Here is a 26,207-nt window from a genome sequence, read left to right as displayed (position 1 = left end):
TTATCGGAACGACGCTTTTGATGTGTGACAACGATAGCAGTTACCTCAAACATGTTATGATACAACATCTGTCCTCCACATTCCAAACATGCGGGACCGGTATCCTGACAGAGATAATTGTGAGATAAAAGCCCACTCTTCGCTTCTAAAGATTTTTTTCTATACTCTCCATTATCGTGTAAATATGAAGTTAACTTTCAATACGTATGGTAATCATACTATTACTGCACTTGAACGGACATAAACACATCGACCTCATCTTCACTGTCCAATATAAATCCAAATCGTTCATACAATCGTCGAGCAGGACTTCCCTGTAATACATTTAAAGTAATCCGTTTTCCCTGGACTTCATCCTGTTCCAGCAGCATGTTCAGTACCTGAGTTCCTATTCTCTGACCTTGATAATCGGGATGTATGTAGAAATGTTCCAATAGATATACCTCAGCCTTGGGCTTCAATGCTACACATCCTACCATTGTACCCTTCACTTTAATAATCTGCGTATGAACAGGGTCAAATGTATTTCGGAAACGTTCACGTACTTTCACATCATCGTACCTTCCCAGCCTGGTTAGATCATCGTAGAGTACCAACGCTCGTAAATCAGCGAGTTGCTCTTGGTCTGCCTGTACAGCTTGACGCATCGTTATATGGTTCTTCATTGGTTGGATTCCTTTCCATTGGAGACACACTAAATTTTGAATGTCTTATCGCACGATAGGGACAGACACTAAAAATCATACCTTTGGCAGCTCACTTGAGCAACAGCGGATTTTAGAACGTAATATATTTTCCAAAAATATTTATCTCCGCAAAATAAAAAAAGCCCAAAAAGGGCAGTGCAGTCTTGCTTATACAAATAAGCGAACCGCAACCGTCCCTTTTGGATGTAGGTTATTTAAGAAAACTACGAAGCATGTGACGCTAGTGCTGCATGTTGCAATGCTTCCAGACCCAATGCGAGCGCACCACACAGGCCTGCATGCTGGCCCAATCCGGGCTGCACAATATATTGATCGATATGTTGCGTGATTGAAGCTGCATTCACATAACCATTCAAATTCCGTACAACCTGCTCCCGGATCAGTGGAAACAGATGATCTTGCTGCATCACACCACCGCCCAGGATGATCTTTTGCGGCGAATGAAGCAGAATGGCCGTGGTGATCGACTCCGCAATGTAAAAGGATTCGATCTCCCATGCCGGATGATCTGCCGGCAGTTCACTGCCGGGACTTTGCCAACGCGCTTCTATGGCTGGTCCTGCAGCCATTCCCTCCAGGCAATCGCCATGGTACGGGCATAATCCAGCAAAGTGATCGTCTGGATGGCGTCTTGTTCGAATATGTCCACCCTCCGGATGTAACAATCCGTGTACTCGTTGGCCCCCTGCTACAAGTCCAACACCAACGCCTGTGCCGATTGTGTAATATACACAGTTGTCCAGCCCTTGCGCCGCTCCCCATGTCACTTCACCCAGCGCGGCAGCATTCACATCCGTATCCCATCCGATAGGAACCGGAAATTCATGCTTTAAGGTTCCAACCACATTACAGTTTCCCCACCCAGGCTTAGGTGTGGTCGTAATATAACCATAGGTCGGACTATCCGGTTGCAGATCAATCGGACCAAAGGAGCCGATTCCCATGGATTCCACACCTTTATCCCTGAAATAGTCGATTACCTTGGCAAGAGTGGTCTCCGGATGTTCTGTTGGAAAGCTGATCCGATCTTCAATCTGTCCATGCTCATTCCCTACTCCACATATAAACTTCGTTCCGCCCGCTTCTATGGCTCCAATACGCATCGTCCTGCACTCCTTCCCTTCATTACAATTAACCTTTAGCCTTGGACGGTGATATCTCATAGAGTTGAAGCGAAGAGAATACCAGATCAGTGTTTTCGGCATGAGCAGAGATGCCCTTGGAGTCCACATCCGGATAGATCAGATCCGTAATAACCGCCTGACCATCATTCGCAAAAACTTCCACAGATGAATGATCTACATAGATACGCAGACTTTGATTCGCACTCGCCGCCTTTAACTCAGCTGTATGGCGACCCAGGAAATGTTCATGAAAATCGCCGATACCGGATCCACTGCGATCGATATACACTTCACCTGTGTTGGCGTCTAAGCCAACGACCGTCTCGTTGTCTGCTCCACTTCTTAATGCAAAATGAAACGACTGATTGGAAGCCCACTCCGCTTGGATCTCATAATTCACAAGTTGCAAAGCATTCAACTGCTTATTCACTTGCTGAATCGAAACATCCTGCAGGGACAATACTGGTGTACGGGCTTGCTCAAGCTCACGCGCAGGACGTTGAATCAGGTTAACTTCTCCGGCTCTTGTCTCCAGTGTCAACTCTCGTGCAATGGTCATGGCACCACGGTAATCATTGGTCGGCGTCTGATTGGCATACATCCAGTTGCTCATCCACCCCATGAACAGTCGTCTGCCATCTTCAGCTGGAATGTCGGACCAACTAACTCCCGCGTAATTATCCCGGCCATGATCAATCCAGCGAACCGTATGGGATGCCTCGTCAGGGACAAATGTACTTCCATCAAAATCTCCGGTAAAATATTGTGTTCTGGAGCCTTCAATAAAAGCAGGATCTGCACCGATGCTAACAAGCATCACCCATTTCTCCTGCCCCGAGTCTCCATCCACTGCAAGCGGGAACAGGTCGGGGCATTCCCACACGCCATCGTGTGAACCGATCCCTTCGCCAAATTCACTTCCTAGCGTCCAATCCTTCAGATTGGGAGAACGATACAGACATACGGTTTGACCACAAGCGATAATCATAACCCATTCCTTGGTCTGCTCATGCCAGAACACTTTGGGATCACGGAAATCAACAAAGGACTCATGCTTTAATACCGGATTACCCTCGTATTTAGTCCACGTTCTACCGCTATCTTTACTATACGCCAGACTCTGACGCTGAACAGGATGCCCATTTGGTACTTCCAGATGATGTGTGAAAATAGCTACCAACCCCGGCTCATCTTCGAAGAATCCCGACGTATTGTTCCAGTCCACCACCGCACTGCCGGAGAAAATCATGCCATGTTCATCCGGTGCCAGAGCTACAGGGAATTCCTCCCAAGTGACGAGATCTCGGGTTACCGCGTGACCCCAATGCATAGGTCCCCATGTGGTACCAAACGGATGATACTGATAGAACAAGTGATACTCCCCATTGAAAAACACCATGCCGTTTGGGTCGTTCATCCACTTCTCTTTCGGTGAAAAATGGTATTCATTTCTGTAATCTGGTTTTAGAATCGTCGACATTATGGTTTCTCCTCCACACTTTTCTTTATTGGTTATTACGGTCATATCCCGCTTGTTTAATTTGCAGCCATTCTTGCAATCCAAGGCGATCCAGCTCTTTCAGATAAACCTCCCATTCCTGATCAACTTTCCCGTTCTGATACCATTCTGTGCGCATACGCAGTACGTAGGCGAAGAGATCGGTCTCAATCGTGGACAAGCGATCCAGTTCATCAATGGAGAAAAACACACTTGGATATACGTTGTCCGCTTTCATATGCGGCACCATAACCTTCTCCAGAAGTTCCATGCGCCAAGCTGCATCTTCCGGTTTGGTTGTGAATTTGTCATAATAACTGTCGAGGATGGCCAATGGTCCCGCAATACTGGTCTTTTGTCTGAGTTCCACAGGTGCAGAACCTTCCAGTGGAAGATGCTTCAGCATCCCCTTGGCTTCATCAAATTCAAAAATATTTTGCTGACTCTCATCTCCATAGGTACCCCAGTTGTTCTGCACGGATTGGAGCGGATCGTACAATTGGTCCACCCACTTCGCTGTCGATTCCAGGTTTTTATTACTGCTGGTAATGACCATGCGGCCTCGATCAAGACCAATGCCATTCGTTCTTGTCACATTAACTTCGCCGTCAGGTCCAGCAAGTGGAGGCAGAACATCATACGTATCATTCATGCCTGTGATGTTGGCTTTATCCCATGTGAAGTACATGCCGTACTTGTTGTCCTTGCCTTTTGCCAGATACGTGTTCCAATCTTGCTGATACGATTCGACATCGACCAGACCTTCCTGAACCAGCTCATGAATGTATTTAACCGCTTCCTTGTAGCCTTCATCAGCTGCCGTGAAGACCACTTTCCCATCATTGGTTACTACAGTATGATCCCAGTTCTCTCCGAGTCCAAATGCCGCAAAGAGAAATGTCAGATCTTCTCCGCCCGGTTTGTTAATGAAAGAGAGCGGGATTTCGTCGGCCTTGCCATTGCCGTTTGGATCTTGGGTTTTGAACGCGATCAGCACTTCTTTGAGTTCTTCGGTTGTCGTCGGCATCTTCAGCCCAAGCTTGTTCAGCCATTCCACATTGATCCAGGGCAAGTTATCCACTGCCTGAATCCGTTGTTTGCCACTTCCGAGTTCTTCAATCCATGGGAAGGAATAGATATGTCCGTCCGGAGCCGTGATCATGCTCTTGTATTCGGGAGCTTCCTCCAGCACCTTTTGCAGATTAGGCATATATTGTTCAATCATATCTTCGAGTGGAATGATCGCCCCATCCTTCGCCAGTTTCAGGAGATCATAATCCCCATAACCTGCATCAAATATGGCATCCGGCAAATCACCGCTGGCTACTGCCAGGTTTCTTTTTTCAGCAAACACATCACTCGTATAGTTCTTCCAGTTGATATGCACATTGGTTTTCTCTTCGAGTCGCTTGTTAATCAGCTTGTCGTTCGGATCAGCGGGAGCCAGCGGAGAGCTCTGTGTTATAAAATTCAATGTCACCTTGCCATCAGGTGATTGCGCCTCACTTGCCGCGCCGCCTCCACCACCGCCACAGGCGGTTAGAAAGAGCATTGCAGATAACATGGAAATGGACGCCGTTGTAACGGCTTTTCTGGACTTGTTCACTTTTTTCATACTAATGACCTCCATCGATTGGGTTGGATCAAACTTGCTATATGGCTGGCTGTTCCCTATTTGAGGGAACCAACCATGACACCTTTTTCGAAATACTTCTGGAAGAACGGGTACATGATGATGAGTGGCAGACTCGAAATGACAATGGCTGAATATTTAATCATCTCCGAGAGTCGTTTCAGTTCCGCCATCGCGAGTTGGTCACTGATCATGCCCGGTGCAGCCTGATTCTGGATCAGTATGGAACGCAGAACGAGCTGTAACGGATGGAGGTTCGGATTATCCAGATAGATCATCGCGTCAAAGTAGGAATTCCATTGCCCAACGAACGCATAGAGGGCGAGTACAAATATGATGGGCTTTGACAACGGAATAACAATCTGGAAGAAAATCTTCATCTCGGAGGCGCCATCCACATTCGCAGCTTCTTTGAGCTCCCGAGGGACTCCTTTGAAAAAGGTTCTGGAAAGGATGATGTTCCAGACGTTAACGGCTCCAGGAATGATGATTGCCCACACCGTATCCAGCATGCCGAGATTTCGTATGAGTAGATAGGTAGGGATCAATCCCCCACCGAAGAACATGGTAATAATAAAGATAATCATGAAAAATCCGCGTCCCGCGAGCCTTTCATCCGACAATGCATAACCTGCAAATATGGATACGGTCACGGTGATCAGCGCAAAGGAAACTGAGTACAGTACTGCATTTGCAAAACCTCGGATCATGGCTGGATTGGATAAAATCATCTGATAACCGTCCAGACTCCAGTCGGATACATTGAAGGACAGTCCACGATTCAATAACACCGTAGGGTCCATGAATGAGGCGATAACAATATAAATCAGGGGAACAACCACAACCAGTACAGCACAGGTGAGAAAGATGGCATTGAGTGTGAGGATCAATCGATCCATTCCCGTGTGTTTAACAACCATGGATAATACTCCTTTCCTAATAGAGGCCTTCGCCTTCATTCAATTTCTTCACAATCAGATTCACCGTCACCAGCAAAATCACATTGATAACCGAGTTGAACAATCCAACAGCCGCAGAATAAGCGTAATCTCCAGACTGTAGCCCCACCTTGTAGACATACGTGGCAATAATCTCGGAGGAAGGCAGGTTCATGGACGTCTGCATCAGATAGGCCTTCTCAAATCCAATGGACATAATCCCGCCAGCTGCAAGGATAAAGACGATGGCCATAATCGGACGAATCGTTGGAAGGTCAATGTGGCGAATACGCTGAAGGAGATTGGCTCCATCCAGATTAGCCGCATTGTGCAGCTCCGGATCAACATTGGCCAAAGCCGCGACGTATATGATGGAAGCCCAGCCGGCTCCAGTCCAGATATCGGACAAAATATAGATCCAGCGGAAATATTCCGGTTCAGACATGAACATAATCGGCTGACCTGTAATCCATGTGGTTAATTGATTAATTGGCCCTGTCGGTGAGAGGAAGATGAACAGCATACCCACAACAACAACAACCGAGATGAAATTGGGTGCGTACAGAAACAATTGAATATTTTTCTTAATGCCAGCTTTGCGTACCTGATTCAGCATGAGTGCCAGTAAAATGGGCACCGGGAAACTGAATATCAATCCCAAAAAGCTGAGTTTAAGCGTATTCATTAAAATGATATCGAAATTGGGTGAAGCTATAAATTTCTCGAAATGCTTCAGGCCTACCCAATCACTACCCATAATGCCTTTGATCGGACTGAAATCCTTAAACGCAATGATGGCTCCGTACATCGGGATGTACTTGAAGATAAGAGTCAAAATTAAGGCTGGTGCGAGCAACATATATAAAAAGTAATTCTTTTTAAGCTGCTGCAACCTGTGACCATTGGTCGTCCTCACTTTCATTACCTTTCCTCTGCCCTTTTTGGTGTCCACTATGTTATCCAACATGTTACCCCCGTTCCATTCTTGAAGTTGACAATTGTTTTCAGTAAGGGCTTTCAATATTTACAATTGCCTATTTGATAATTTACAATTTATCAGGTTTCAATGAATTTAGTCAATACATTTTGTAAAAAAATATTTGTGCATTTGATCATTTTATCTTTGCCTAAATGTAACTAAAACGCATTAAAATCGCATACAATTAGCACAAATTTGCTGATATCAACATAGATATTCCTACATCACCACAGGTACTCACCCAACATTATTACACTTGTAACAATTTTTTTGGAACCATTATCAAATTGGAATGTATGTTTATAAACGTAAACACATTTGTGCATTTGTAAAGTAATGATTGCTATTTGTCCCGTTCTATTATACATTTGACGTAGAGAAGAATATGAATGACTATCGATTAGTAGAGGTGAAGCATTAGATGGCAAAGGAAAAAGTCACGATACAAGACATCGCCGATGCTTTGGGGATCTCCAGGAACACAGCTTCCAAAGCATTGAATGATAGCGGAAACATCCCGGATGAGACTAGAAACCGTGTAATTAAAAAAGCAATTGAACTTAAATATAAACAGTTCGCCTATATGGAAAATGAGCATGTTCTAAACAAGACTCCGGGCAATATCGCCCTGTTAACTGAAAACCTGCCGAATACGTCTCACTTTGGTTCGTTGTTAATCAGCGGCTTGGAGAAAAGAATCAGTGCGGAGGGATACAATCTCTCGATTCATATCGTGCGTGAAGACGATCAAGATACGCTTACACTTCCCAACAATTTTGATATTGGCAAAGTAGACGGTATCATTTGCATTGAATTATTTGATCTGGAATACACTCAGCTGATTACCAGTCTGGGCATACCCACCATCTTTATCGATTGCGCTTCCAACATATGTTATCCTGAATTCCATGCAGATTTGCTCCTTATGGAGAATGAACACAGCATCTATCAGATCACCACAAAATTAATTGAGAGCGGCTACACAAGTATTGGATTTGTTGGAGATTACAATCACTGCAAGAGTTTTAATGAACGATGGGTTGGATATCACCGTGCTATGCTTGAATCGGGGTTGCAGGTTGACCTATCCCACTGCATCTTGGATAATGATCGTCTGTGTTTCTCCAAGCCAGGATGGTTGAACCAGCGAGTGGCAGAGCTGGCATCCCTTCCTTCTGCTTACGTATGCGCTAATGACTTTATAGCAGTTGATCTGATCAGAGCATTGAAAGCCAGAAATGTCGCTGTGCCACAGGATATTGCGATATGCGGATTTGATAATGCACCCCAATCCCGAATCATTGAGCCTGCATTAACGACCGTTCATATTTACAGCAATGAGATGGGAATCAAGGCTGCAGAGATGCTGTTATCCCGGATTAATAGCCCGACACAGCCGTATCAGGTCTCACACATTGTGACCAAACCCATCATCAGGGAATCTACGCCAGCAATCATGGCTGATAATTCTCAGATGGTTCATCGTTCTGCAAAATAAAAAAAACGTATGTCTCACGAGTAACAGCTCGTGAAGCATACGTTTTTTTGTGGTTTCGATTTGTCTGGATGGAAACTCTATCCGGTCCATCGCGGCCTAGAAAAAACAATCTCGCGATTATATCTCTTTCAAGATACCTTTCACAAGCCCGATAAAGGTTGTTTTCACTTGTGCAGCCACTTCAATGACTTCGTCATGACTTAACGGCTGATCCAGTATGCCACAGGCCATGTTGGTCAGACAGGATATGCCCAGTACCTTCATACCGCCATGAATGGCAACAATGGCTTCAGGTACTGTGGACATGCCCACTGCATCCGCACCCATCGTACGAATCATGCGAATCTCGGCTGGTGTCTCATATGCCGGACCACTCCACCATGCATAGACACCTTGCTGCAGGCCAACATTCTGTGCTTCTGCAACTTTAAGGGCAATGCTGCGCAGTTCGCGATTGTATACTTGGGACACATCCGGGAAGCGCACACCCAGTTCAGCATTATTTGGTCCCATCAATGGGTTATTGCCTACCAGGTTAATATGATCTGTAATGAGCATCAGTTGACCTGGCTCAAAGCTTGTATTGATTGCTCCGCAGGCATTGGTGATAAGCAATTGCTCGACACCCACCGCCTTCATGATGCGGACCGGAAATGTCACTTCATCCAGTGTAAAACCTTCATAGTAATGAAGGCGGCCTTTCATCGCTACAACCGTTTTGCCCATCAGTTCACCAATAACCAATTCATTGGCATGACCGATAGCCTCCGATTGAGCAAAATACGGAATCTCTGTATACGGGATAACGGTCGCATTTTCAATCTCGTCCGCGAGCGCTCCCAGTCCCGAACCCAGAATCATGCCTACGGCAGGTTTGGTATGGATTCGGTTTAATATGTAATCTCTTGCTTCCTGAATATGTGCGGATTGATGCATAATGATGTCCTCCTGATGATCTGAATTGAGTTAACGAGGTACTCCTCATCAAGTGTAATGAACAATGGTCCTGATGTAAATGGAAGCTGTTATCCGAATCATTGCAGGGAGAACCTAGTCAATCCCGGTCAAGGCTTTTGTCCAGACTGTACCACTTGAAAATAAGTTGTAAGAAGTTCATCAAAATCAGGTTCTTTCTCATCGATCCGTTCAATGTACTTCCACAATATCAGCACTTCCGTCTCAATGTGAATGACCTCATATTCCATTTGTCCGGACTCCCAAACCGTTACCTGACCGATGGCACACTTCGATTCATGTACGTATCCGGTAGATGGATCGGGAATGCTGTGGTTATCATGATCGGGATGCTCTCTCTGTTCCGTGGATATGTGGAGAGACTTTAAGCAATCTGCCTGCTGTTCAGCCCACTGTTTGAATCGATTCCATAGCAAAACGTGCCCTCCTTGCTGTTACTTTAACATTCATTTTCTTTATATAAAAAAACGACCCTGTGTCACAGGATCGCTTAAAACCATATCGAGGCATGCTACTCCAATGAATATTTGTTTCTGCTCTTCATGTAATCAATCAGCATGACCAGTAACATCATAAGTGTGGCAAACATCATCGGCTTGGCCAGCGTGCCCTCTTCAAAAATAAAATAGGCTGCCACCAAGTTCCCTGCAAATGTCATCAGGTAGTTACGGATGGAATCCATATACTCATCTCATTTCGATCAGAAATTTGACTCATACTCTGATTTTTTTAACTTTCGTTATCTTTAATTATACGCCAAAATGAGTCCTTTGGCTGCAGCTGTTGATCAAATACAAAGGGCCAATTCTTGCGTCCACGTACCGGAAAATGATCCAACCAGGTGTAATTGTCCGCTACTCCCCAGAAAGTCACTGAGGTAATGGATGATTTATATTCCCGGAACAGATCGAAGATTTCTTCATATCGACGCTCCTGCAACTCGGCCATTTCCGGAGTGGGCGCAGTAAGATCGGTTCGACGATCCTCATAACGGAACACCGACAAGTCCAGCTCGGTAACATGCAACTGTACATCCAGTGAAGCGTATCGTTCAATAGCCATTCGGATTTCTTCAATGGAAGGACCATGGATATTCCAGTGTCCCTGCATGCCGATTCCATGTACAGGCGCTCCCTTATCCAGCAAAGACTGAACCAAATTGTATATTTTCTCCCGTTTGACCGGATCGGTCTCATTGTAGTCATTATAGAAAAGAAGGGCTTTGGGATCTGCTTCATGAGCCATGCTGAATGCTTGCTGCAGATAGTCTTCTCCCACGAGTTGCAGCCACTTTGTGTCCCGCATGAAGAGGTCGGTCTTATCTTCAATCGCTTCATTGACGACATCCCATGCATATATTTGCCCCTTATACCGACCTACCACTGTATCAATATGTTGCTTCAAGCGAGATAATAATAGTTCTCTGGACACGGGAGCACCTGAGCTATCCTCGAAAACCCATTTCGATGTCTGATTGTGCCAGACAAGGGTATGTCCGCGAACCCCCATTCCTTGAGCAACAGCAAAATCAACAATTGTATCTGCCGCATCGAAAACATAACGATTTTCTTCCGGGTGAATTTCTCCGAATTTCATCTGATTCTCTGCCGTGATGCTATTGAAGTGTTTCGCGATAAATTCCCCTTCGGACTGCAACATGCCTGTATGTACAGCAGCACCTATTTTGAACTTGTTGGCATAAGCAGCATGTAATGATGGAATTTCCGTCGACATTTACAATTCCCCCTACCCATTTTTATCCATCATATCTTTTGTTGAATACGCTTACAATGAACAAATTATACTTCTTCCCCCTCATATTTAACTATTTATGAATCTTGCGCCCTGCTCGCAAAACAAAAACACCTCCACATTCGCTCCGCTGCTCATAGCAACAAAACTATTTCGCGGAGGGTGCCATGTGATCGTGATGTTCCGTTTAATTCAACTCAAGTACGAAAGGGGATGAAATGTTACAGCTTGTCCACCTGTAACAACGTCACCTGTTTCACGGTGCATGCCGGGTTAATTTGCTCCTCGGACAGAATGTTCAGCTTGATCAGACTTTTCAACTTATGACTGTCTACCTTGGACAACAATCGCCAGATGTCCGGGTCAGGAAGAGAAGCATACAGCTTCTGATCATCGTATTCCTTCCGGTTCTGAAGCACTGTTTTCACGGAGTAACCACCAACCTGCGTCTCATAAACCCCTTGTTCTGCACAATATGCAACGATCTCATCTCGTAGTACAGACAACTGTTGCTCAATATCTTTTTGCTGCTGCTTTAGTTCAAAGTAAGATTTCACTTTCTGCTCCATATGGATCACGCTCCTCTATTATCATAGGTATGCGAGGATCGCTCATTTAGGACAGGCTGTTTATTTTATTTGAAAAAATATAGTCTAACTCTCATTAAATTGTATACTATTGTCTTGGCTCCCGTGACTATGATTACAGCAGATGTTCATTCAAATATGGATTATGGACAGTCATGCTGTGGACCCTTTCCATGACATCGGGCCCCATAGGTACATCCCCAACGCGCCTTAAGAGAATCCAGCGCAGGCAAGCTATTGCTCCAAAAATCTCTTCCTCTTCCAGCGTGTACACATCACTCGCAGCACGTGCAAATTCAGCGCGATACACCTCGCCGTAACTTTCCCCATTATAGAAGGTAATCAGAAAAACAGACCATGCCATATCGTACCTTGGATCACCATACTGCCCATTGGTCCAATCGATAATGGTGTAATGACCGTCCATTTCAAGAATGTTTCCCAGATTATAATCGCCATGAATCAGACATTCCTGTCTGATCTGGACATGCTGAATCAGGTTTGCTAGAAGATTTTGTATATCTCCATGCGACTCAATCTGAGGAAAAAAGTATTCAACAAAATCATACTTGGATATGTATTCTTCATCTTTTCCAACACCCACTCTATTCACCGGATACCGATGAACCTCCATTAATCCTTCAGCCAAATGTGTCAGTTTGGTTTGGGTTAATTGGATAATTGGCTCTCCATCATAACTCGTTAACAGCACTTGATTCTGTTGTTCATCCAATCCCCAACCGTACGGCTTAGATACACGAATTCCACTTTGATAAAGCTTGGACAATAACCGATATTGTTTGGCGATATCCGGTTTGGAATCCTTGTCCCAGACCTTCAATACGTACCGCTGATCACCCATTTCGATTCTCGTCACAGTCGCTTCCAGTCCAGGTGCCAAGGGAACGAACTGAACCTCCTGTTCAATCACCTGCTGGACACACTCATCAAGATGTATCCAATCCACTTGGGCAAGTTGGATCGTCAACGTTTCCCCTTCCTCCATGGTATGACCACCTCTCAGTTTAATTCAGGTACAATCAAACCTTTGCCAATGACATTGGCAGATACCGGCTGCTTGCCCAATTCTCTGGCCCATACCGATAGTTGCCCCATATGATGAATCTCATGGGCGATCACATGTCGCATAACTTCTCCCCATGAATCTGTATCAGGCTTGCCAGCCGAGCGAGGATCGATATAAGCTCTTTTTTCCATACTCGGCTCCCATGCTGTAACAAATGCCTCCACATCCGGACGTAATCTGCGATCCAATCGTCTTACCGCCTCAAGATTCTGATAGTTTGCAAAATCTTCTGCATCATCCGGTTTGCCCTGAAGCAACTGAAGCCAGCTCCACTCTACATCAATGATATGAAACAACGTCTGTAATATGTTGCCTACTCCGCCCGTCCGAGGCCGAAGCAATTCTTCAAGCGGTAAATCTTCACACCATGCATACCATTGCTCACGCACGATCCAGTTGTATCGAAAGAAAGTTTCCATTGGTATATTCCCCTTTTCATTGGTTCTTTCAGAGAGATTTGATCAATTCTGTATTGGCAAAGGTATCCTCCGAATGTTCAAGATCACCATAAATTCCGCTAATCCGATTGAATCCGGATTTGATCCAGAAACGTAATGCAGGCCAATTTTTGAGCGCCACGTTAATTCGAATTTCCTTGTAACCAAGCTCGGAACAGTGCAGAGTTAGTGCCTGAATTAATTCTTGTCCATATCCCTGCTTCTGGATCTCGCTCCGGATATATAGAAATTCGAGATAAATCGAATCCTCCAGGGGGTACCCCTGATATACACTTAACAAACCAATATGGCGGTTATCCTCAGCTGTACGAATGGATTGAATTCGATAATTCTCCAGCCTGCCTCCCGGCGGAAGGTGGCCTTCTTCAAAACATTTTTTCACATAATTCAGATCATGCTCTCGTCCATCCCATTGATGTAAGTAACGACTGGTATCATAAATTGACTGAAGTTCAGGAATATCGGACTCTCTCACATTCGAGACAATAAGTCTGTCTGAATTCCATTCTACTGGAAGTTGTTTCATCGTCATCACTCCATTTTTACATTCTGGTTAATCTCTTTTTAATATACAAAATCACATGAATACCTGCATAAATAAACAGGACATTGAACAAATATAAAAGTACATTTAAATGGATGCCAGATATAAACCAGATTGTTCCGTCCGAGTTGGCAATATGATAATCCGTAAAGAATCGGAGCGGGAAACCATACTCTGTTCGGAGCGGTCCATCTTCCGTATGTAAAGTTCCAGGAATACATAGAATGGCTAATACAGCAAGCCAGGCTGATAGATTCATGATTCTTTTGTTAATAACCAATACCTCTCCTCCTGACGAATCAATTAATTCAACTCTTTCTTCTTCGCGTCTTTAACAAAGCCTCCAATCCCATATCAATCAGTACAAATAGAATGGCAGCAAGAACGCCAAATAAGGTCAGAACTAACGTCTCTTTGAAATTCAATATTTCTTCTCCTGCTCCCATGAGCACATAATAGATATACATGCCTAGAACTCCAGCACATGCATAACCCAATATCCTCGTACTCAGATACAACACATGATTGACGAATTGTATTCGGCTGAGAAGATAGTCCAGCAATATTGATAAAGGTAGCCCAATCAAAAGGATCAGGGGGGTCGCGTATACCAGATAAATAAGAATGTAAAAATCAAAACTGTAGGATTCATTCATCGATATGATACTTGCAGCCAAAGTAAAACAAATGATGGTTAGAACGGTTGTCATCAGCTTTCTTCCCATGTTCATTTCATCACTTCAATACAGTTATCTCTATTCATTGGATGTGCTCATGCGTCAGATTTTGTCGGTTGCCATCCGATTTCTTGAGACCAACGATGTGCTCTCTGTAATATGCTCCACACCATCGGTCCTTTTCCTTCAACATATTTGGGACGCTCATCTTTATACAATGACATGAGTCTGTGCTTTTCTTCCGCATATTTCAGACCATCTTCTGGATGCTCCCTTAAATAGTCTCTGAACAGCAAGGTCATCTGCTCAGAGAAACTGCCTGCCTGTCTAACGTGTATATGTACCCTTCTGTTTCCGGGTTCTTCACGAAAATATCGTTTAGTCTTATCTGGATTTTCTGCTCTAAATACAAAACCGACGGTTTCGATCTCACGTTTGTAGTCCAACAAATTCTCAACATTAGAAACAGATATTTGTATATCGATGATAGGTTTGGCGTCTATTCCGACAATTGAAGTGGACCCAACATGATCGATTCGCACAGCCTTTTCACCTAAAGTTACTCTTAATTTCGAACCCGTTTCGAGAAACACAACAGGCCATGCCGGATCATACTTTGCGATTCTCCATTGATCCTCCATACAACTCCTCCTTGGTATTCACTCAAACTATATAATTAAATAACACGTTCTTCCGACCTTTTGTTACATGTAGATTATTTAGTGATGCCATATAGTTAATATGAGTTTCTCTCAAATTTAAAAAAGAGAAGGACCCTTAGGCCCTCCTCTTCATTTCTTAATGATATTCACATTGGAAATTAGTAAACTCAGCCGAAGCATCTTGTCCAGTCGCGTATAACCCGATAAGTACGCCTGTAAAACCTCCAGCCACCTCCGAAGAAAGGTATCTCGTCTGTGCCGTGCCTAGCAGAATCTCTTCATCATCTGCTTGAAGCGAAAAGCTATAGCGTTCCTGGCTTGAGCGGATCATCAGCGTTGCATGCTGTTGATTTCCCAGATCCACTTCATGTTCAATCGATTTGATATCCCCGATATTCAGACGCTCAATCACCTTATAGCCGTCCTGCTCCTGACGAATAGCCACTTCATAATGATGATTCTCATCCATGTAGATCGTGACACCGGCCTCCCCATTCGTCAGACTAACATCGACTGAAATCGTGGCATTAAAATCTTTTTGACGTAGCCCGATGAACGTAGGGGATGCCGGAATGTCCAGCGTTACATCGGTTCCTGTTAGCGTAAGCTTGTCTGATTCAAGCTGATAATGGTCCTTATTTGGATGACGAAGGTAACACCAGTCGAGGCTCCAGTCTGTATTTTCAAACGTATAACTCTTCTTATCCTGCTGGATCACCGTGTCCGGGAACCGATTAGTCTCAAAACTCATCAGCGTTGTACCTTCATGCCCGGCTGTAAACCATCCGTCTTCACCAAACGTAATCGGAGTCAGAAATACTTCTCGGCCCAGATGATGGTACGTAGCCCACCTGCCGATCTGCCGGAATCCCAGGTGAAAGAGCCACCAGTTTCCCAGATCATCCTGAACCAGATCACCATGCCCCACACCCTGGAGTTCATAACCGCCCAGATTGCGGTTGGTCAGAACCGGATTATGTTCATAGGCTTCGAACGGACCTGAAGATGAAGTTCCCCGGGCATACGTAACCATATGACCATATTCGGTGCCGCCTTCGGCTGCAAGCAGGTAATAATAACCGTTTATTTTATAGAGGTGCGGACTTTCCAGATATCGTCCACCTGTCCCATTCCAGATGGTCCGACCTGGCGTCAATTTGCGACCGGTTTCGATCTCAATCTCACACTGTACAATTCCGCCAATGCCTTGATCATCGACCCCGTTGCTCATAAACAAGGTCTTTCCATCTTCAAAATACAAATCGGGATCAATCCCGCCTTGATCCACATAAATAGGCTCAGACCATTCTCCGTAGATATTATCCGTCCAGACATAGAAATTTTGATGCGTTGTATCGTTGGTTGTGACCATATAAAAACGCCCGTCATTGTGCCTGATCGTTGGAGCAAATACGCCCCCGGAGCTGTTCACCGTCTCGAGCTGAATCTGGCTTTTACGAGTGAGGCAATGACCAATCTGCTTCCAATTCAGCAGATCCTTGCTTTCAAAGAGCGGTACGCCCGGAAAATATTGAAAAGAACTGCACACCATGTAGTATGTGTCATGGACCTTAATCACACTAGGGTCTGGATAAAAACCTTTTACAACAGGGTTATTGTATTTCATTACTCCACTCCATCTCTTATTATAAAATTCACAAATATAAGAATTCAACTTCATAACAACTAAAAAAATTAAACACCATTGACCATAAACTTGCAATGAATCTGGATTGCATCTTGGAGCTAATTTTATTAAATTAATATATATGTGATTTTAGAAGATTGAGGTTAGGAGTTGTACAGATGATCAAAGCAAATGGGGAGCCCCAGTTCCTTCCTTTATATGAGGCGCTGGCAAGCGAAGTCAGATGGAGAATCATGGATATGATTGCAGATCGCGAAATGAATGTGAAGGATATTGCGTCAGTATTGGAACTTAGCCCCTCCATTGTCACGATGCATATTCGCAAACTGGAGGATGCGGGTCTAATTGGGAGCAGACGAGTTCGTATTAACGGAGGAACACACAAATTATGTTACCTCAAGCAAAATCAGATTGAGATCGAGCTGCCATCCGCAAGCCAAACTTCACGAACCAGAGAGCAGACAATATCCGTTGGACACTATACTTCTTTTGATATCCACCCCACCTGTGGGCTAGGCACACTTGAGAAAGAAATCGGCGTATGGGACGATCCGCGTTACTTCCTTGATCCCGAGCGGGTACACGCCGCTATTCTGTGGTTTGGCAAGGGCTATGTTGAATATAAAACACCTAACTTTGTACTACCGGATCAGACAACTGATGCTATTGAGATTTCGATGGAACTGGCCTCTGAGGCTCCGGGATTACGGGATCATTGGCCTTCGGATATTCGTTTCACTTTCAATGGTGTTTCTCTCGGAACGTGGACAAGCCCTGCCGACTTTGGCAGAGCGGCACGCGGCAAATATACACCGGAATGGTGGCATCGCAATGTGAATCAATACGGTTTATTGAAGACCATACGCATTGATGCCTCTGGTACGTATATGGATGGTGAGCGAATGTCAGACATTACTCTCGCGGATATTAAGCTTAGCGAACCGTTCTGGACGCTTCGTTTCACGGTTGACGAGGAAAGCTCCAACGTAGGTGGATTAACAATCTATGGTGCCGGTTTTGGTAACCATGATCAGGATATTGTTATTCGTGTATTGGGGTAACTTTTTGTTGTCTTAACTAATCATTTGGTGTCTGGAAATACCTATTTTATAGAAAAAATAGTATAAATCGGACAGTAAAAATTTCTCACCAACTAAGATACCAGCAATCGCGATCCACATCAGCGCTTTCCTGCTTGGCTTTAAATATTTTCGATATGGATAAATGTAGATTTTGAGCAAACAGGGCGAAAAATTCATCCTCCACTTTGGTGTAATCTGTGCCCTTGGGGTGAAACACTCAAATTAATTCATTTCTATTCGTTGGAACTTCGTTTCTAGGATAAATATGGACAGCAAAAAAAACATGCACACCCTGGGACGTTTCTAGGTTCGCATAGCATGCAACCTCCTTGCCTCGGTCAGCTGTGAGATGGCTACACCAAGCCGCAATCTTCATGGACATTGCTTTACGATCAGGCATGAGAATAGCGATATAAAGAAGCATTCTACGTTCAATGAGTGTGACTACGCATCCTTTACTTTTGCCCACGATTCAGTACAACGGTACCCAGTTCCCAATGTCCAAACGTTTCACGAGAACGGACCTCTTTGGGACGATCTGAGATGTTTCTGCCTATGAAGAATTTACCGCGAGTTTCTGCAGGTTTTTAACGTTTACCTTTGGACATTAAGAAACTCACGACATTCCTGATAAGATGTTAACCTTCTGCTGTTTCGTAGACTTGAAATGAAGCTGTACGCTCTAACTCACGGCAAATAATCTAAGGAAATCTCCACATCTCCTTGTGATCGTTTGTTTTGGTTAGTTCATTCTACACGAATCCGGCCATGGACTGTTTTTTTATATTTGTTGCCAAGAAGTTTCGCATTTTATATTGCAATCCGTCGTGAACTAGGAAGAATGTTGCAAAAAAAAATAACCTTGAAAGGCAAAAGCCCTACAAGGTTACTAGGTAAAACCAATCAGAGTCAATTAAAGCATTACTGCCTTAAATTCCACCAACTTGATTGATATTTTAATTCATGCTGTACTAGTGTTCCATCTCAGCACCATATGGTAATGAACAGCTCATGGCGTTTACATTCACCATGAGCTGTCTTTAACTCTAATTCACTCCAAACAGGGGAACGTTGGATCATCTCCGCTCTCATCCGAATGCCTCTTAATCATCTCAAGAAGCTCTTCCTCACCATTCAAACGTACGGAATCAGTATATTCCCAGCTGAAATAAGGAGCAAGACTTTTTGCTATATCCTCCCATTTCTCCCCTTGATGTTTTAGAAGAATTTGTTTGATTTGTTTGGTAATCAATTCAAAATCAAGCCTATTTACAATAAAACACCCTGCACCCAGTATGATATCTGAACTATCTCCAAGTTCTCTTTCGAGCGCTTTCGGCGTTATGATTGTAAAATCAAAATTATCCTCACCATCAGAATCTTCAGTTCCGATACAAGCTGTGCCCGACAAATAAAAGTCGTCTCCGATGTCTTCAGTTTCTGTAAATTGCAATTTTCCATAAATATTAGGATCTCCAGTAATGATGAGATCTTTCAAAACAGGTTTTATCACGTCACTCACTTCTTTTCTTTTATTTTACTTCAACATGATAATTTGTTAGTCTATTTCCTACTTTATTCCATTTAAAACCTTCGTTAAAAGTCTCAAAATTGGCTTCAAGTATACCATCTTTTCCTTGTTTATTCATAACTCTCACTCGTTTTGTACCATTCTGGCTATAATACCATGTATATCCGTTTTTGTTCAGCGTAGTATAATTAGAACCTACAAAACTTTTCGCACCATCGTAAACTGTACCTAAAGGTGCAGTACCTGAAAGCCCATCGTTACTCTTAGAATTGTTGGCTAGCCTAGCTAAGTCAGCGCCCGAACCAGTGAAACAATTTGTATTATGCACCCAAATCCCTAAATCAGTAACATAATACGTATGGAAATCCGCAACCGTAAAGTTATAAACCGTTACTGGCTCAACCAGCTTAACAAACTCAACTTTGTTAATGGTTAGATTACTTCCATCAGCCTTTTGAAGATTGTCACCCACCTTAAGTTCATCTGCAAAGACCCAGCCTCTGCCTTCCACCCAAAACGGATGGTTATTTGTTGTCTCGATGACTTGCTCTCCAACATGTAACTTAATGATATCATCACGTTGGTTGCGATATAAAGTAGTGACTTCCTTGTAAGCCAACTCTCCATCTGAATCATATTCCGACTTCGCGAGGACTTTATCTCCGACTTCAATGTCTTCGATATTCTTCTCTCCTTCGGATGTCAGTACCTTGGTTCCGGCAATAAAGCAATTACAAGAGTTGAACCTGCCGCTAAGAACATTGGAGGCTGCTCCTTTTACCGATCCTACAAAAAATAACGCTGCAAGGTTGCCCATATCGACTTGCCCGTATGTTCGAACCTCATTTTCGGCCCCATACACCGCCAATTTAGCCATTTTACGATATAGATTTCGTGTATCCGCATTAAATGTTAATCCAGCCTTTTTTTGATCAATATGAATCATTAACGTTCCAATATCGTAAGCAAATTGATCCACATTATTGTACGAACCGGCTTGAAGTTTGTTGTAAATCATATTTCTTAACTTCGTTTCTACCGAATCGCCTTCACACGTGGTTGCTCCTTCGCATTGTTTATTCCCGGTGGGGTCTACATAGCGTAATGGATTGTTAAGCACATACGTATACAAATTTTGAGTCAGCGGATCATCGAGTTCGCCATTATACGTGTCCTCATTCAGGAATCGACCTTCAGCAGGGTTATACCAGCGTGCTCTCAAATATTGTAATTCAGTCGTGTCGTCCCACAACTCACCCGAGTAACGGAACGGATTATGCACTTTCTCTTCTTTAGACAGCGTATTACCCCAGATGTCATAATCGTAGCGATTGAGCAATTCTCCGTTCACGTCGCGCAGCTCGGTAATGTCGCCATGCCCATTCACTTGTACATACGCTTTGCTACCATCACCATACTGGATAACTTCGAGTTTTGCTCCGCGGATGTAGCTGGCTTTCAGCACTGGTGTACCGCTTGTGACCTCAGCTTCCGCAATAATTTGAGCGTGGTCATCGTAGTAATAGCGTACTCTCACGCCGTTCTCCACACGCTCGACTAATAGATTGTCGCCGTTATACGTGTAATCGACCTGGATACCGTTTTTCTGTACGCTCGTTAGGCGATTCCGCATATCGTACGTATACAAAGCATCTGAAATGTTAGGTTCAGCATCGGAAGTTTGGGTCAAGCGATTACCTTGTTTATCGTAAGCGTACTCCTCGCTATTCACGCTTGAGGTGGAAATCCGATCCAGCTTGTCGTACGTAAACGTATCCTGTGAACCGGTCTGAGTACGATCCAGGATATTTTTGTTGTTGTCATAGCGGTAGCCATAATTTTGCAGGGTCGTCTCATTTCTCTTTTGCGACAGTTCAATCAGATCGAGCCCATTATACTGTTTTGCGTCCCGTACACCGTTTTGCAACGTCGCTTCCTTGCTCAATCCATTTAAATAGTAACTGTACTTCGCATCCGAACGTTCTGGCGTTGTGCCTGCTGATGTCAGACGGTTCATTGCATCATAACCGTAGTATACCGTGGTGTCGAATGGCCCTGTCATAGTGGTACGGTTACCATTCAAGTCATACGTAAATGTTGTGGTTGAACCGTCCGGATATCTCATTTGAGTGAGCATCTCGGTGGCTGGATCATACTCGTATGTCGTTGTGCCCGTCTGGTCAATCATGCTTGTGCGTTTGCCTACTGCATCAACGGTGAAGCGAATCGTTTCCTCCGGACTGCTCTTGCTCACTAAGTTGCCTCGGGCATCATAAACGTACGTAAACGTATTGCCATTACGATCCACAAACTGGCTCAGGCTGCTATCCGGGTTATAGATACTCTGGGTTACCTGACCTAACTTGTCCGTCGTTTGAATTCGGCGGCCCAGCTCATCATAACGATGTTTTTTCACATAGCCTGCGGCATCAGTCGTTTGAACCAGATTGCCTAGACGATCATATACGTAGGTCGTTTGCTCACCATTGGGGCTGGTTACCATCAGGGGTCTGGAGAGCACATCATACGTATATTGTGTAATATTACCGTTGCCATCCGTTTTTTCCAGCAAGTTTCCACTAATCACATCATAGTTATATTTCTCCAATGTTCGCAATGAATTCTCTTGTTGCGTTTTCTCTTGCACGTGCAATAGGTTACCCCACATGTCAGCGGTTTGAATGCGAGTGTACCCTTCGGCATCGGTGGTGGTCACACTACGAGTAGCGTCATTAAATTGCACATTAATTGCAACACCATCGGCCCCTGTCGTGGAAATAATGCGATTCCAGCTGTCATACTGCGCACGGGTTCGATTTCCTAGAGCATCCTCGGACCATATCGTACGTCCGTAAGGGTCATAGCCGGTACGGCTAGCAACCACGTAGTTTCCTCCAGTATAGTACCCTGATTCAATCTCCTGCCCAAGCGCATTCCATTGGGTGACATGCTGCTGTCCGGTTTCATCGGTGACGATGATTTTATTACCGGTATCATCGTAAGAGGCACGCAACACGTTGCCATCCGTTTGGACCACTTCTATTGTTCGACCAAGTGCATCCTGCTGATAACGAGTCGTACGGCCTGCCGCATCCGTTGAACTAAGTAGGTTACCGCTTACTGGATTGTATTGAGCTCCAGTGGACACGGTACTCAACTTCCCGTTAATGTCCGTCACAGCGATACTTGTTGTTGTTGGAAAAGCTTGCTGGTACCTAGTATCGTATTCCACTGTGGTCACTTGATCCTGTGTATCGTTTGAAATACGTTGGGTCAGCAAGTTTCCATAGGCATCATAGGTATAATCGGATTGCTGCAACAGCTTGCCACTGTTGCTACCTTGACGACTGACAATATTGGTGATGTCACCTTGCACACTACGAGTGAGTGTTGTAACTTTCTTATTGCTCCGATCCACTAATTCAGTAACGCTGGTCAGCCATTGCCTCGTACCGTCATAAGTGCTGGTTACTACTTTTCCTGTCGCATCTGTCATCGACGTCACGTTGCCATAGTCGTCGTATTGCACTGTAGTGGTCAAGGATTCATTTGTCTTATTATCTTTAATTGTAGTCACTGTTGGAATGGCAACAGGATAGGCTCTGCCCTTGACGGTTTTGCCATACGTATACGTTGACGTCTCCACACGCCCATCGGCACTTAGCACGGTCCGATCATTATAAAATGAGATTGGTGTTTCGCTATTCACAAATACTTTCCGATATGTCGACTGACTCTCGGTCAAGCCGCTACTGATAATCGTGCTAAACGTAGCATTTTGTCCATAGCTTGCGCCCAGATCAGACGTATAACTAACGGTTTGTCGATTGTAGTCCTCAACTTTTCCACTCTCATATAAGATTTGGTCTTTGCGAGTCAGTACACGGTATGCTTCATTTAAGGAATCTGCCCCAATGTAACGACGCACCGGGCTATTTTCGTATTCATACACCGTTTTAGCTCCGGTTGTATGCTGCACCCCAGTTAATAATGCGTACGGGTTAGATATTGCCCGTTCTGGGCTAAAACCTAGCAGATTGAATTTGGCATCGGCAAGTTTGTATGCATAAGTAGTTTTACGACCAAGCGGGTCAATGACAGAATCGAGTAATTCTACGCCATTTTTCAATTGTTTGTTGTAAGTGACTATTCGCTCACCTTGAGTGATTGTCACTGCAGATGGCGTGTAAGTAATTTGGATTGTATTGCCCAATGCATCTTTCACACTGGTTAGTAGCTTGCTTTGATATGCTGTATTGAATTCGTAGAAGAATTGAATGTCATTATTTCGTGAATCTGATAACTGTATTAACCGTCCATCTACGCTAAAATACTGCTTACTCAGTCCATCTGCTGAAACGATTACTTGTGCAGATTCATCGCCTCCTACCTTGACTGAAGTGTCCGGACGAACGGTGATGCCTTCCCAGTCATAGCCTTTTAGCGTATTACCTGCAATTTCGTAGCGGCCACCATCTGTCATGACAACATAGGATTTACTATTTTCCGTTTCAATATAAGGCAGTTTCCAAGACCATCCTTTGCCAAGTGGTGCTCGTTTTTCCGCAGCGGCAGGTACAGTTTTGTTATAGTATGTGACATCGGTGTTACTACCTACTTGGTACGCTCTTATCTCCGCAGACGGATTAGAGGCAAGATAATAATTGTAACCACTATCCATCATAGAAGAAGAAATATCTTTACCAGGATTACTATTCACGTTGTTTTTCAAATTGTTTACTGTAGACCAGTCTGGTGTACCATCCGTGAATAAAGTAATGGTTTCACCGGGGCCTTCTGTAATTTCCTGCTCTACCCATGGCTGTTCTCGCACGGCATACGCATGACGATACTGGTAAGGAGCCTTACCTGCAATCCATGGATCATAACGTTCTGAGGAATATTGGCCCGGCTTAACGACATTACCCGAATAGGTTTGAGAATAAATTCGGGTGTCTGAAGCTGGTACAGATACTGATCCATCATAGCGAGCTTCCCATGTTTTGGTACACACATAGTTCGCTACCGATTTATCCGGTGATGGACAAGCTTTCGTAGCTGTCACCGATGAACGGGTGAGCGTGATCGTCTTTCCTTCCACAGTCGCTGTTTTTGTTTCCGGACATGGACTACCCGAACTGGTTTGCGTCCAGTTGCCTTTGGCATCATATTTTCCAGGGATGGAATTGGTACAAGTTTGTGTTGGAGCGTTAATTGTACGGGCAGGCTGATATTGTCCAGAAATGACCTGTGCACTACCTGACTTGTTCAATGTCCCGCTGTATCCACCCTGACTATAGTTTAAGCTCGTAGGAAGGCTACTCAGGCTACCGCTACGGGTCTGTTGCTCTATGCGACTTTCAGACGGATTCCAAAATACGATCTGGGTATTTGCCGCTTTCCGAGCTTCAGTTTCTGTAGTATACGTGCCTTGTAATACAGTCGGAGTCTCCACAACGATTGTGTCATTATCTTTTACTCCATCGCCATTGTAGTCTTCCTGAACCCATTTGTTTAATCTGTATTTGACATGATATTTTGTAATTATTTTTTTCTTGGCTGCCTGGTACGTGAGAAAATAATTATAGACCGGATACTCATATGTATTCGTTCCTACAACTGGATCATAAAATTGAGCTAAGGTAGAGTTATATTGCCTTTCTAGTGCAAATGACATACCTGCACGGCCAGGTAAGGACGCATCAACATGCTCTAAAATAAGGCCGCCACTTAATGTCGAAATGGTCTCTCCGTTTTCACCCACTGTATAAGGGGCCTCATTAAAGGACCTTTTGCTATAGACCGGTGCTTTTTCTGCAATATGCTTTCCTGGATCTGGGATGCTGATAGATGTTTGTCCTGCCAGCGGTTGCGCATCAGAGTTCGTTTTCTGCTTTCGTGTTGATGAGACCTCCGATTGCTTTTCGTTTGTAACAGAAGCATCCTTATTCTCTTTAGCTAGTCCTTTTTCAGGCTTTGTTCTGGTTATTTTTTCTGAAATAGTTTTTGATTCCTTAGGTGTAGAAGCTGGACTAACTTCATTTCCCTGTGGCGATGACGTTGTTTTTTGCTCAGCAGCAGGCTTCTCTTCAAGGCTAGATATATTTTCGCTTGAAGGCGCTGAAGTTTGTTGACCTACATCCTGGTTAGTTTGAGCTGCATTCTCAGCATTGTCTGTCGTTTCTACTGGCGGTAATGTGCCGTCGGAGTTCGTTTCCCCCTCAGGCGATGAGTCATCTGATTCGTCACTTGGATCGGCCTGATCGTTTTCCTCAGCCTCCGCATTGCCTTCTTCCTCTTCTTCCGCCTCGTCACCATTCTGTAACTCCGTTTCCGGCGGGGCCGTCAGTTCCTCCTCTACCACAAACGTTTCATACCGCTGCATAATACCGGATTGATCTGCTTCCACGCCAGCAATCGACGTTTCGGCGGCAACAGCGGGATCTGTATACACATCACTGGTGACTGTGGCGGATTCGTTAATCTCCTGTGGACGAACAGTTTGTAAAGCTTCGTCGAATCCAATCTGTTCCTCTCTGGCTTTATATAGAGCGGTAATCACTTCATTCAACGTGTATCCCTGATCGAGGTAACCTTGGAAAAAGTCTTCGGTCCTGTCAAACTGCTCGGCAATGAGAGGAAGGGACTCTAATAGAGAAGGACCTTGCCCTGTGGATACGTTTTGTTCGGGTTGTTCTCTTTGTTCTTCGGCATATGTAACCGCAGGGACTACATTTCCGAAAAGCCCTGTGATGACCGCGATAATGAGAAAGATGGATATGTATTTTCTATATGTGCTTTTCTTCAAGTGAACTTCTCTCCGTTTC

At 44.3% G+C, this 26,207-nt stretch carries 22 protein-coding genes; 2 read left to right on the top strand and 20 right to left on the bottom strand.

Going from position 1 to position 26,207, the window contains the following annotated elements:
• Positions 1-221: 221 nt before the first annotated feature.
• The 6 genes from ACE3K2_RS16525 to ACE3K2_RS16500 all read right to left on the bottom strand — a co-directional run bounded on the left by ACE3K2_RS16525 (position 222) and on the right by ACE3K2_RS16500 (position 6,822).
• Entirely contained in the window at positions 222-665 is a 444-nt protein-coding gene (locus tag ACE3K2_RS16525) for a GNAT family N-acetyltransferase (RefSeq protein ID WP_421892306.1), read from the bottom strand.
• A gap of 245 nt (positions 666-910) precedes the next feature.
• On the bottom strand, positions 911-1,810 hold the full coding sequence (locus ACE3K2_RS16520) for an ROK family protein (protein ID WP_421892303.1): 900 nt from the start codon (positions 1,808-1,810) through the stop codon (positions 911-913).
• 28 nt (positions 1,811-1,838) lie between these two features.
• On the bottom strand, positions 1,839-3,311 hold the full coding sequence (locus ACE3K2_RS16515) for a glycoside hydrolase family 32 protein (protein WP_421892300.1): 1,473 nt from the start codon (positions 3,309-3,311) through the stop codon (positions 1,839-1,841).
• A gap of 25 nt (positions 3,312-3,336) precedes the next feature.
• Positions 3,337-4,944, bottom strand: a complete 1,608-nt coding sequence (locus ACE3K2_RS16510; protein ID WP_421892297.1) for an ABC transporter substrate-binding protein — start codon at positions 4,942-4,944, stop codon at positions 3,337-3,339.
• A 56-nt stretch (positions 4,945-5,000) separates the two neighbouring features.
• The gene (locus tag ACE3K2_RS16505; RefSeq protein WP_215076232.1) at positions 5,001-5,882 is read right to left on the bottom strand and encodes a carbohydrate ABC transporter permease; all 882 of its coding nucleotides are present in this window, start codon (positions 5,880-5,882) and stop codon (positions 5,001-5,003) included.
• Positions 5,883-5,898: 16 nt separating this feature from the next.
• Positions 5,899-6,822, bottom strand: coding sequence for an ABC transporter permease (locus ACE3K2_RS16500; RefSeq protein ID WP_421892293.1), 924 nt, complete (start codon positions 6,820-6,822; stop codon positions 5,899-5,901).
• 478 nt (positions 6,823-7,300) lie between these two features.
• On the opposite strand from ACE3K2_RS16500, the gene ACE3K2_RS16495 reads away from it, so the two are divergent.
• Positions 7,301-8,377: a LacI family DNA-binding transcriptional regulator gene (locus tag ACE3K2_RS16495; protein WP_421892290.1), complete on the top strand. Its 1,077-nt coding sequence runs from the start codon at positions 7,301-7,303 to the stop codon at positions 8,375-8,377.
• A gap of 117 nt (positions 8,378-8,494) precedes the next feature.
• Here the strand turns inward: ACE3K2_RS16495 and ACE3K2_RS16490 are convergent, their stop codons facing one another.
• The 12 genes from ACE3K2_RS16490 to ACE3K2_RS16435 all read right to left on the bottom strand — a co-directional run bounded on the left by ACE3K2_RS16490 (position 8,495) and on the right by ACE3K2_RS16435 (position 16,746).
• The gene (locus ACE3K2_RS16490; RefSeq protein WP_421892287.1) at positions 8,495-9,313 is read right to left on the bottom strand and encodes a purine-nucleoside phosphorylase; all 819 of its coding nucleotides are present in this window, start codon (positions 9,311-9,313) and stop codon (positions 8,495-8,497) included.
• A gap of 128 nt (positions 9,314-9,441) precedes the next feature.
• Positions 9,442-9,768 (bottom strand): immunity protein TriTu family protein, encoded by a 327-nt coding sequence (locus ACE3K2_RS16485; RefSeq protein WP_421892284.1) that lies wholly within the window; start codon positions 9,766-9,768, stop codon positions 9,442-9,444.
• 95 nt (positions 9,769-9,863) lie between these two features.
• On the bottom strand, positions 9,864-10,034 hold the full coding sequence (locus ACE3K2_RS16480) for a hypothetical protein (RefSeq protein WP_421892281.1): 171 nt from the start codon (positions 10,032-10,034) through the stop codon (positions 9,864-9,866).
• A gap of 47 nt (positions 10,035-10,081) precedes the next feature.
• Complete coding sequence (locus ACE3K2_RS16475) at positions 10,082-11,086, bottom strand: endo-1,4-beta-xylanase (RefSeq protein WP_421892277.1); 1,005 nt, start codon at positions 11,084-11,086, stop codon at positions 10,082-10,084.
• A gap of 239 nt (positions 11,087-11,325) precedes the next feature.
• The gene (locus tag ACE3K2_RS16470; RefSeq protein WP_421892274.1) at positions 11,326-11,673 is read right to left on the bottom strand and encodes a hypothetical protein; all 348 of its coding nucleotides are present in this window, start codon (positions 11,671-11,673) and stop codon (positions 11,326-11,328) included.
• Between the two features lie 133 nt (positions 11,674-11,806).
• Positions 11,807-12,697, bottom strand: a complete 891-nt coding sequence (locus ACE3K2_RS16465) for an aminoglycoside phosphotransferase family protein (RefSeq protein ID WP_421892271.1) — start codon at positions 12,695-12,697, stop codon at positions 11,807-11,809.
• A gap of 14 nt (positions 12,698-12,711) precedes the next feature.
• The gene (locus ACE3K2_RS16460; RefSeq protein ID WP_421892268.1) at positions 12,712-13,197 is read right to left on the bottom strand and encodes a DinB family protein; all 486 of its coding nucleotides are present in this window, start codon (positions 13,195-13,197) and stop codon (positions 12,712-12,714) included.
• 28 nt (positions 13,198-13,225) lie between these two features.
• Positions 13,226-13,762 (bottom strand): GNAT family N-acetyltransferase, encoded by a 537-nt coding sequence (locus ACE3K2_RS16455; RefSeq protein WP_421892266.1) that lies wholly within the window; start codon positions 13,760-13,762, stop codon positions 13,226-13,228.
• A 16-nt stretch (positions 13,763-13,778) separates the two neighbouring features.
• Positions 13,779-14,060 (bottom strand): hypothetical protein, encoded by a 282-nt coding sequence (locus ACE3K2_RS16450; RefSeq protein ID WP_421892264.1) that lies wholly within the window; start codon positions 14,058-14,060, stop codon positions 13,779-13,781.
• 28 nt (positions 14,061-14,088) lie between these two features.
• On the bottom strand, positions 14,089-14,490 hold the full coding sequence (locus ACE3K2_RS16445) for a hypothetical protein (RefSeq protein WP_421892261.1): 402 nt from the start codon (positions 14,488-14,490) through the stop codon (positions 14,089-14,091).
• Positions 14,491-14,552: 62 nt separating this feature from the next.
• Entirely contained in the window at positions 14,553-15,098 is a 546-nt protein-coding gene (locus ACE3K2_RS16440; protein ID WP_421892258.1) for a GrpB family protein, read from the bottom strand.
• Between the two features lie 157 nt (positions 15,099-15,255).
• Positions 15,256-16,746 carry a glycoside hydrolase family 43 protein gene (locus ACE3K2_RS16435; RefSeq protein WP_421892255.1) on the bottom strand — a complete coding sequence of 497 codons (1,491 nt, stop codon included), beginning with the start codon at positions 16,744-16,746 and terminating at the stop codon, positions 15,256-15,258.
• 179 nt (positions 16,747-16,925) lie between these two features.
• Here ACE3K2_RS16435 and ACE3K2_RS16430 point away from each other — a divergent pair, with 179 nt between their 5' ends.
• Positions 16,926-17,828 (top strand): ArsR/SmtB family transcription factor, encoded by a 903-nt coding sequence (locus ACE3K2_RS16430; RefSeq protein ID WP_421892252.1) that lies wholly within the window; start codon positions 16,926-16,928, stop codon positions 17,826-17,828.
• Between the two features lie 1,072 nt (positions 17,829-18,900).
• Here ACE3K2_RS16430 and ACE3K2_RS16425 read toward each other — a convergent pair.
• Positions 18,901-19,362: an Imm8 family immunity protein gene (locus ACE3K2_RS16425; protein ID WP_421892249.1), complete on the bottom strand. Its 462-nt coding sequence runs from the start codon at positions 19,360-19,362 to the stop codon at positions 18,901-18,903.
• Between the two features lie 19 nt (positions 19,363-19,381).
• Positions 19,382-26,188: a polymorphic toxin-type HINT domain-containing protein gene (locus ACE3K2_RS16420; protein ID WP_421892246.1), complete on the bottom strand. Its 6,807-nt coding sequence runs from the start codon at positions 26,186-26,188 to the stop codon at positions 19,382-19,384.
• Between the last annotated feature and the right edge of the window lie 19 nt (positions 26,189-26,207).

This window comes from Paenibacillus sp. (assembly GCF_048976745.1).
Lineage (GTDB): Bacteria > Bacillota > Bacilli > Paenibacillales > Paenibacillaceae > Paenibacillus.
This window is presented reverse-complemented; position numbering and strand designations above follow the sequence as displayed.

Bases quoted from the DNA above. Each gene is read 5' to 3' on its own strand.
- ACE3K2_RS16525 (WP_421892306.1), bottom strand. From the start codon at position 665: ATGAAGAACCATATAACGATGCGTCAAGCTGTACAGGCAGACCAAGAG.
- ACE3K2_RS16520 (WP_421892303.1), bottom strand. From the start codon at position 1,810: ATGCGTATTGGAGCCATAGAAGCGGGCGGAACGAAGTTTATATGTGGA.
- ACE3K2_RS16515 (WP_421892300.1), bottom strand. From the start codon at position 3,311: ATGTCGACGATTCTAAAACCAGATTACAGAAATGAATACCATTTTTCA.
- ACE3K2_RS16510 (WP_421892297.1), bottom strand. From the start codon at position 4,944: ATGAAAAAAGTGAACAAGTCCAGAAAAGCCGTTACAACGGCGTCCATT.
- ACE3K2_RS16505 (WP_215076232.1), bottom strand. From the start codon at position 5,882: ATGGTTGTTAAACACACGGGAATGGATCGATTGATCCTCACACTCAAT.
- ACE3K2_RS16500 (WP_421892293.1), bottom strand. From the start codon at position 6,822: ATGAAAGTGAGGACGACCAATGGTCACAGGTTGCAGCAGCTTAAAAAG.
- ACE3K2_RS16495 (WP_421892290.1), top strand. From the start codon at position 7,301: ATGGCAAAGGAAAAAGTCACGATACAAGACATCGCCGATGCTTTGGGG.
- ACE3K2_RS16490 (WP_421892287.1), bottom strand. From the start codon at position 9,313: ATGCATCAATCCGCACATATTCAGGAAGCAAGAGATTACATATTAAAC.
- ACE3K2_RS16480 (WP_421892281.1), bottom strand. From the start codon at position 10,034: ATGGATTCCATCCGTAACTACCTGATGACATTTGCAGGGAACTTGGTG.
- ACE3K2_RS16475 (WP_421892277.1), bottom strand. From the start codon at position 11,086: ATGTCGACGGAAATTCCATCATTACATGCTGCTTATGCCAACAAGTTC.
- ACE3K2_RS16470 (WP_421892274.1), bottom strand. From the start codon at position 11,673: ATGGAGCAGAAAGTGAAATCTTACTTTGAACTAAAGCAGCAGCAAAAA.
- ACE3K2_RS16465 (WP_421892271.1), bottom strand. From the start codon at position 12,697: ATGGAGGAAGGGGAAACGTTGACGATCCAACTTGCCCAAGTGGATTGG.
- ACE3K2_RS16460 (WP_421892268.1), bottom strand. From the start codon at position 13,197: ATGGAAACTTTCTTTCGATACAACTGGATCGTGCGTGAGCAATGGTAT.
- ACE3K2_RS16455 (WP_421892266.1), bottom strand. From the start codon at position 13,762: ATGAAACAACTTCCAGTAGAATGGAATTCAGACAGACTTATTGTCTCG.
- ACE3K2_RS16445 (WP_421892261.1), bottom strand. From the start codon at position 14,490: ATGACAACCGTTCTAACCATCATTTGTTTTACTTTGGCTGCAAGTATC.
- ACE3K2_RS16440 (WP_421892258.1), bottom strand. From the start codon at position 15,098: ATGGAGGATCAATGGAGAATCGCAAAGTATGATCCGGCATGGCCTGTT.
- ACE3K2_RS16435 (WP_421892255.1), bottom strand. From the start codon at position 16,746: ATGAAATACAATAACCCTGTTGTAAAAGGTTTTTATCCAGACCCTAGT.
- ACE3K2_RS16430 (WP_421892252.1), top strand. From the start codon at position 16,926: ATGATCAAAGCAAATGGGGAGCCCCAGTTCCTTCCTTTATATGAGGCG.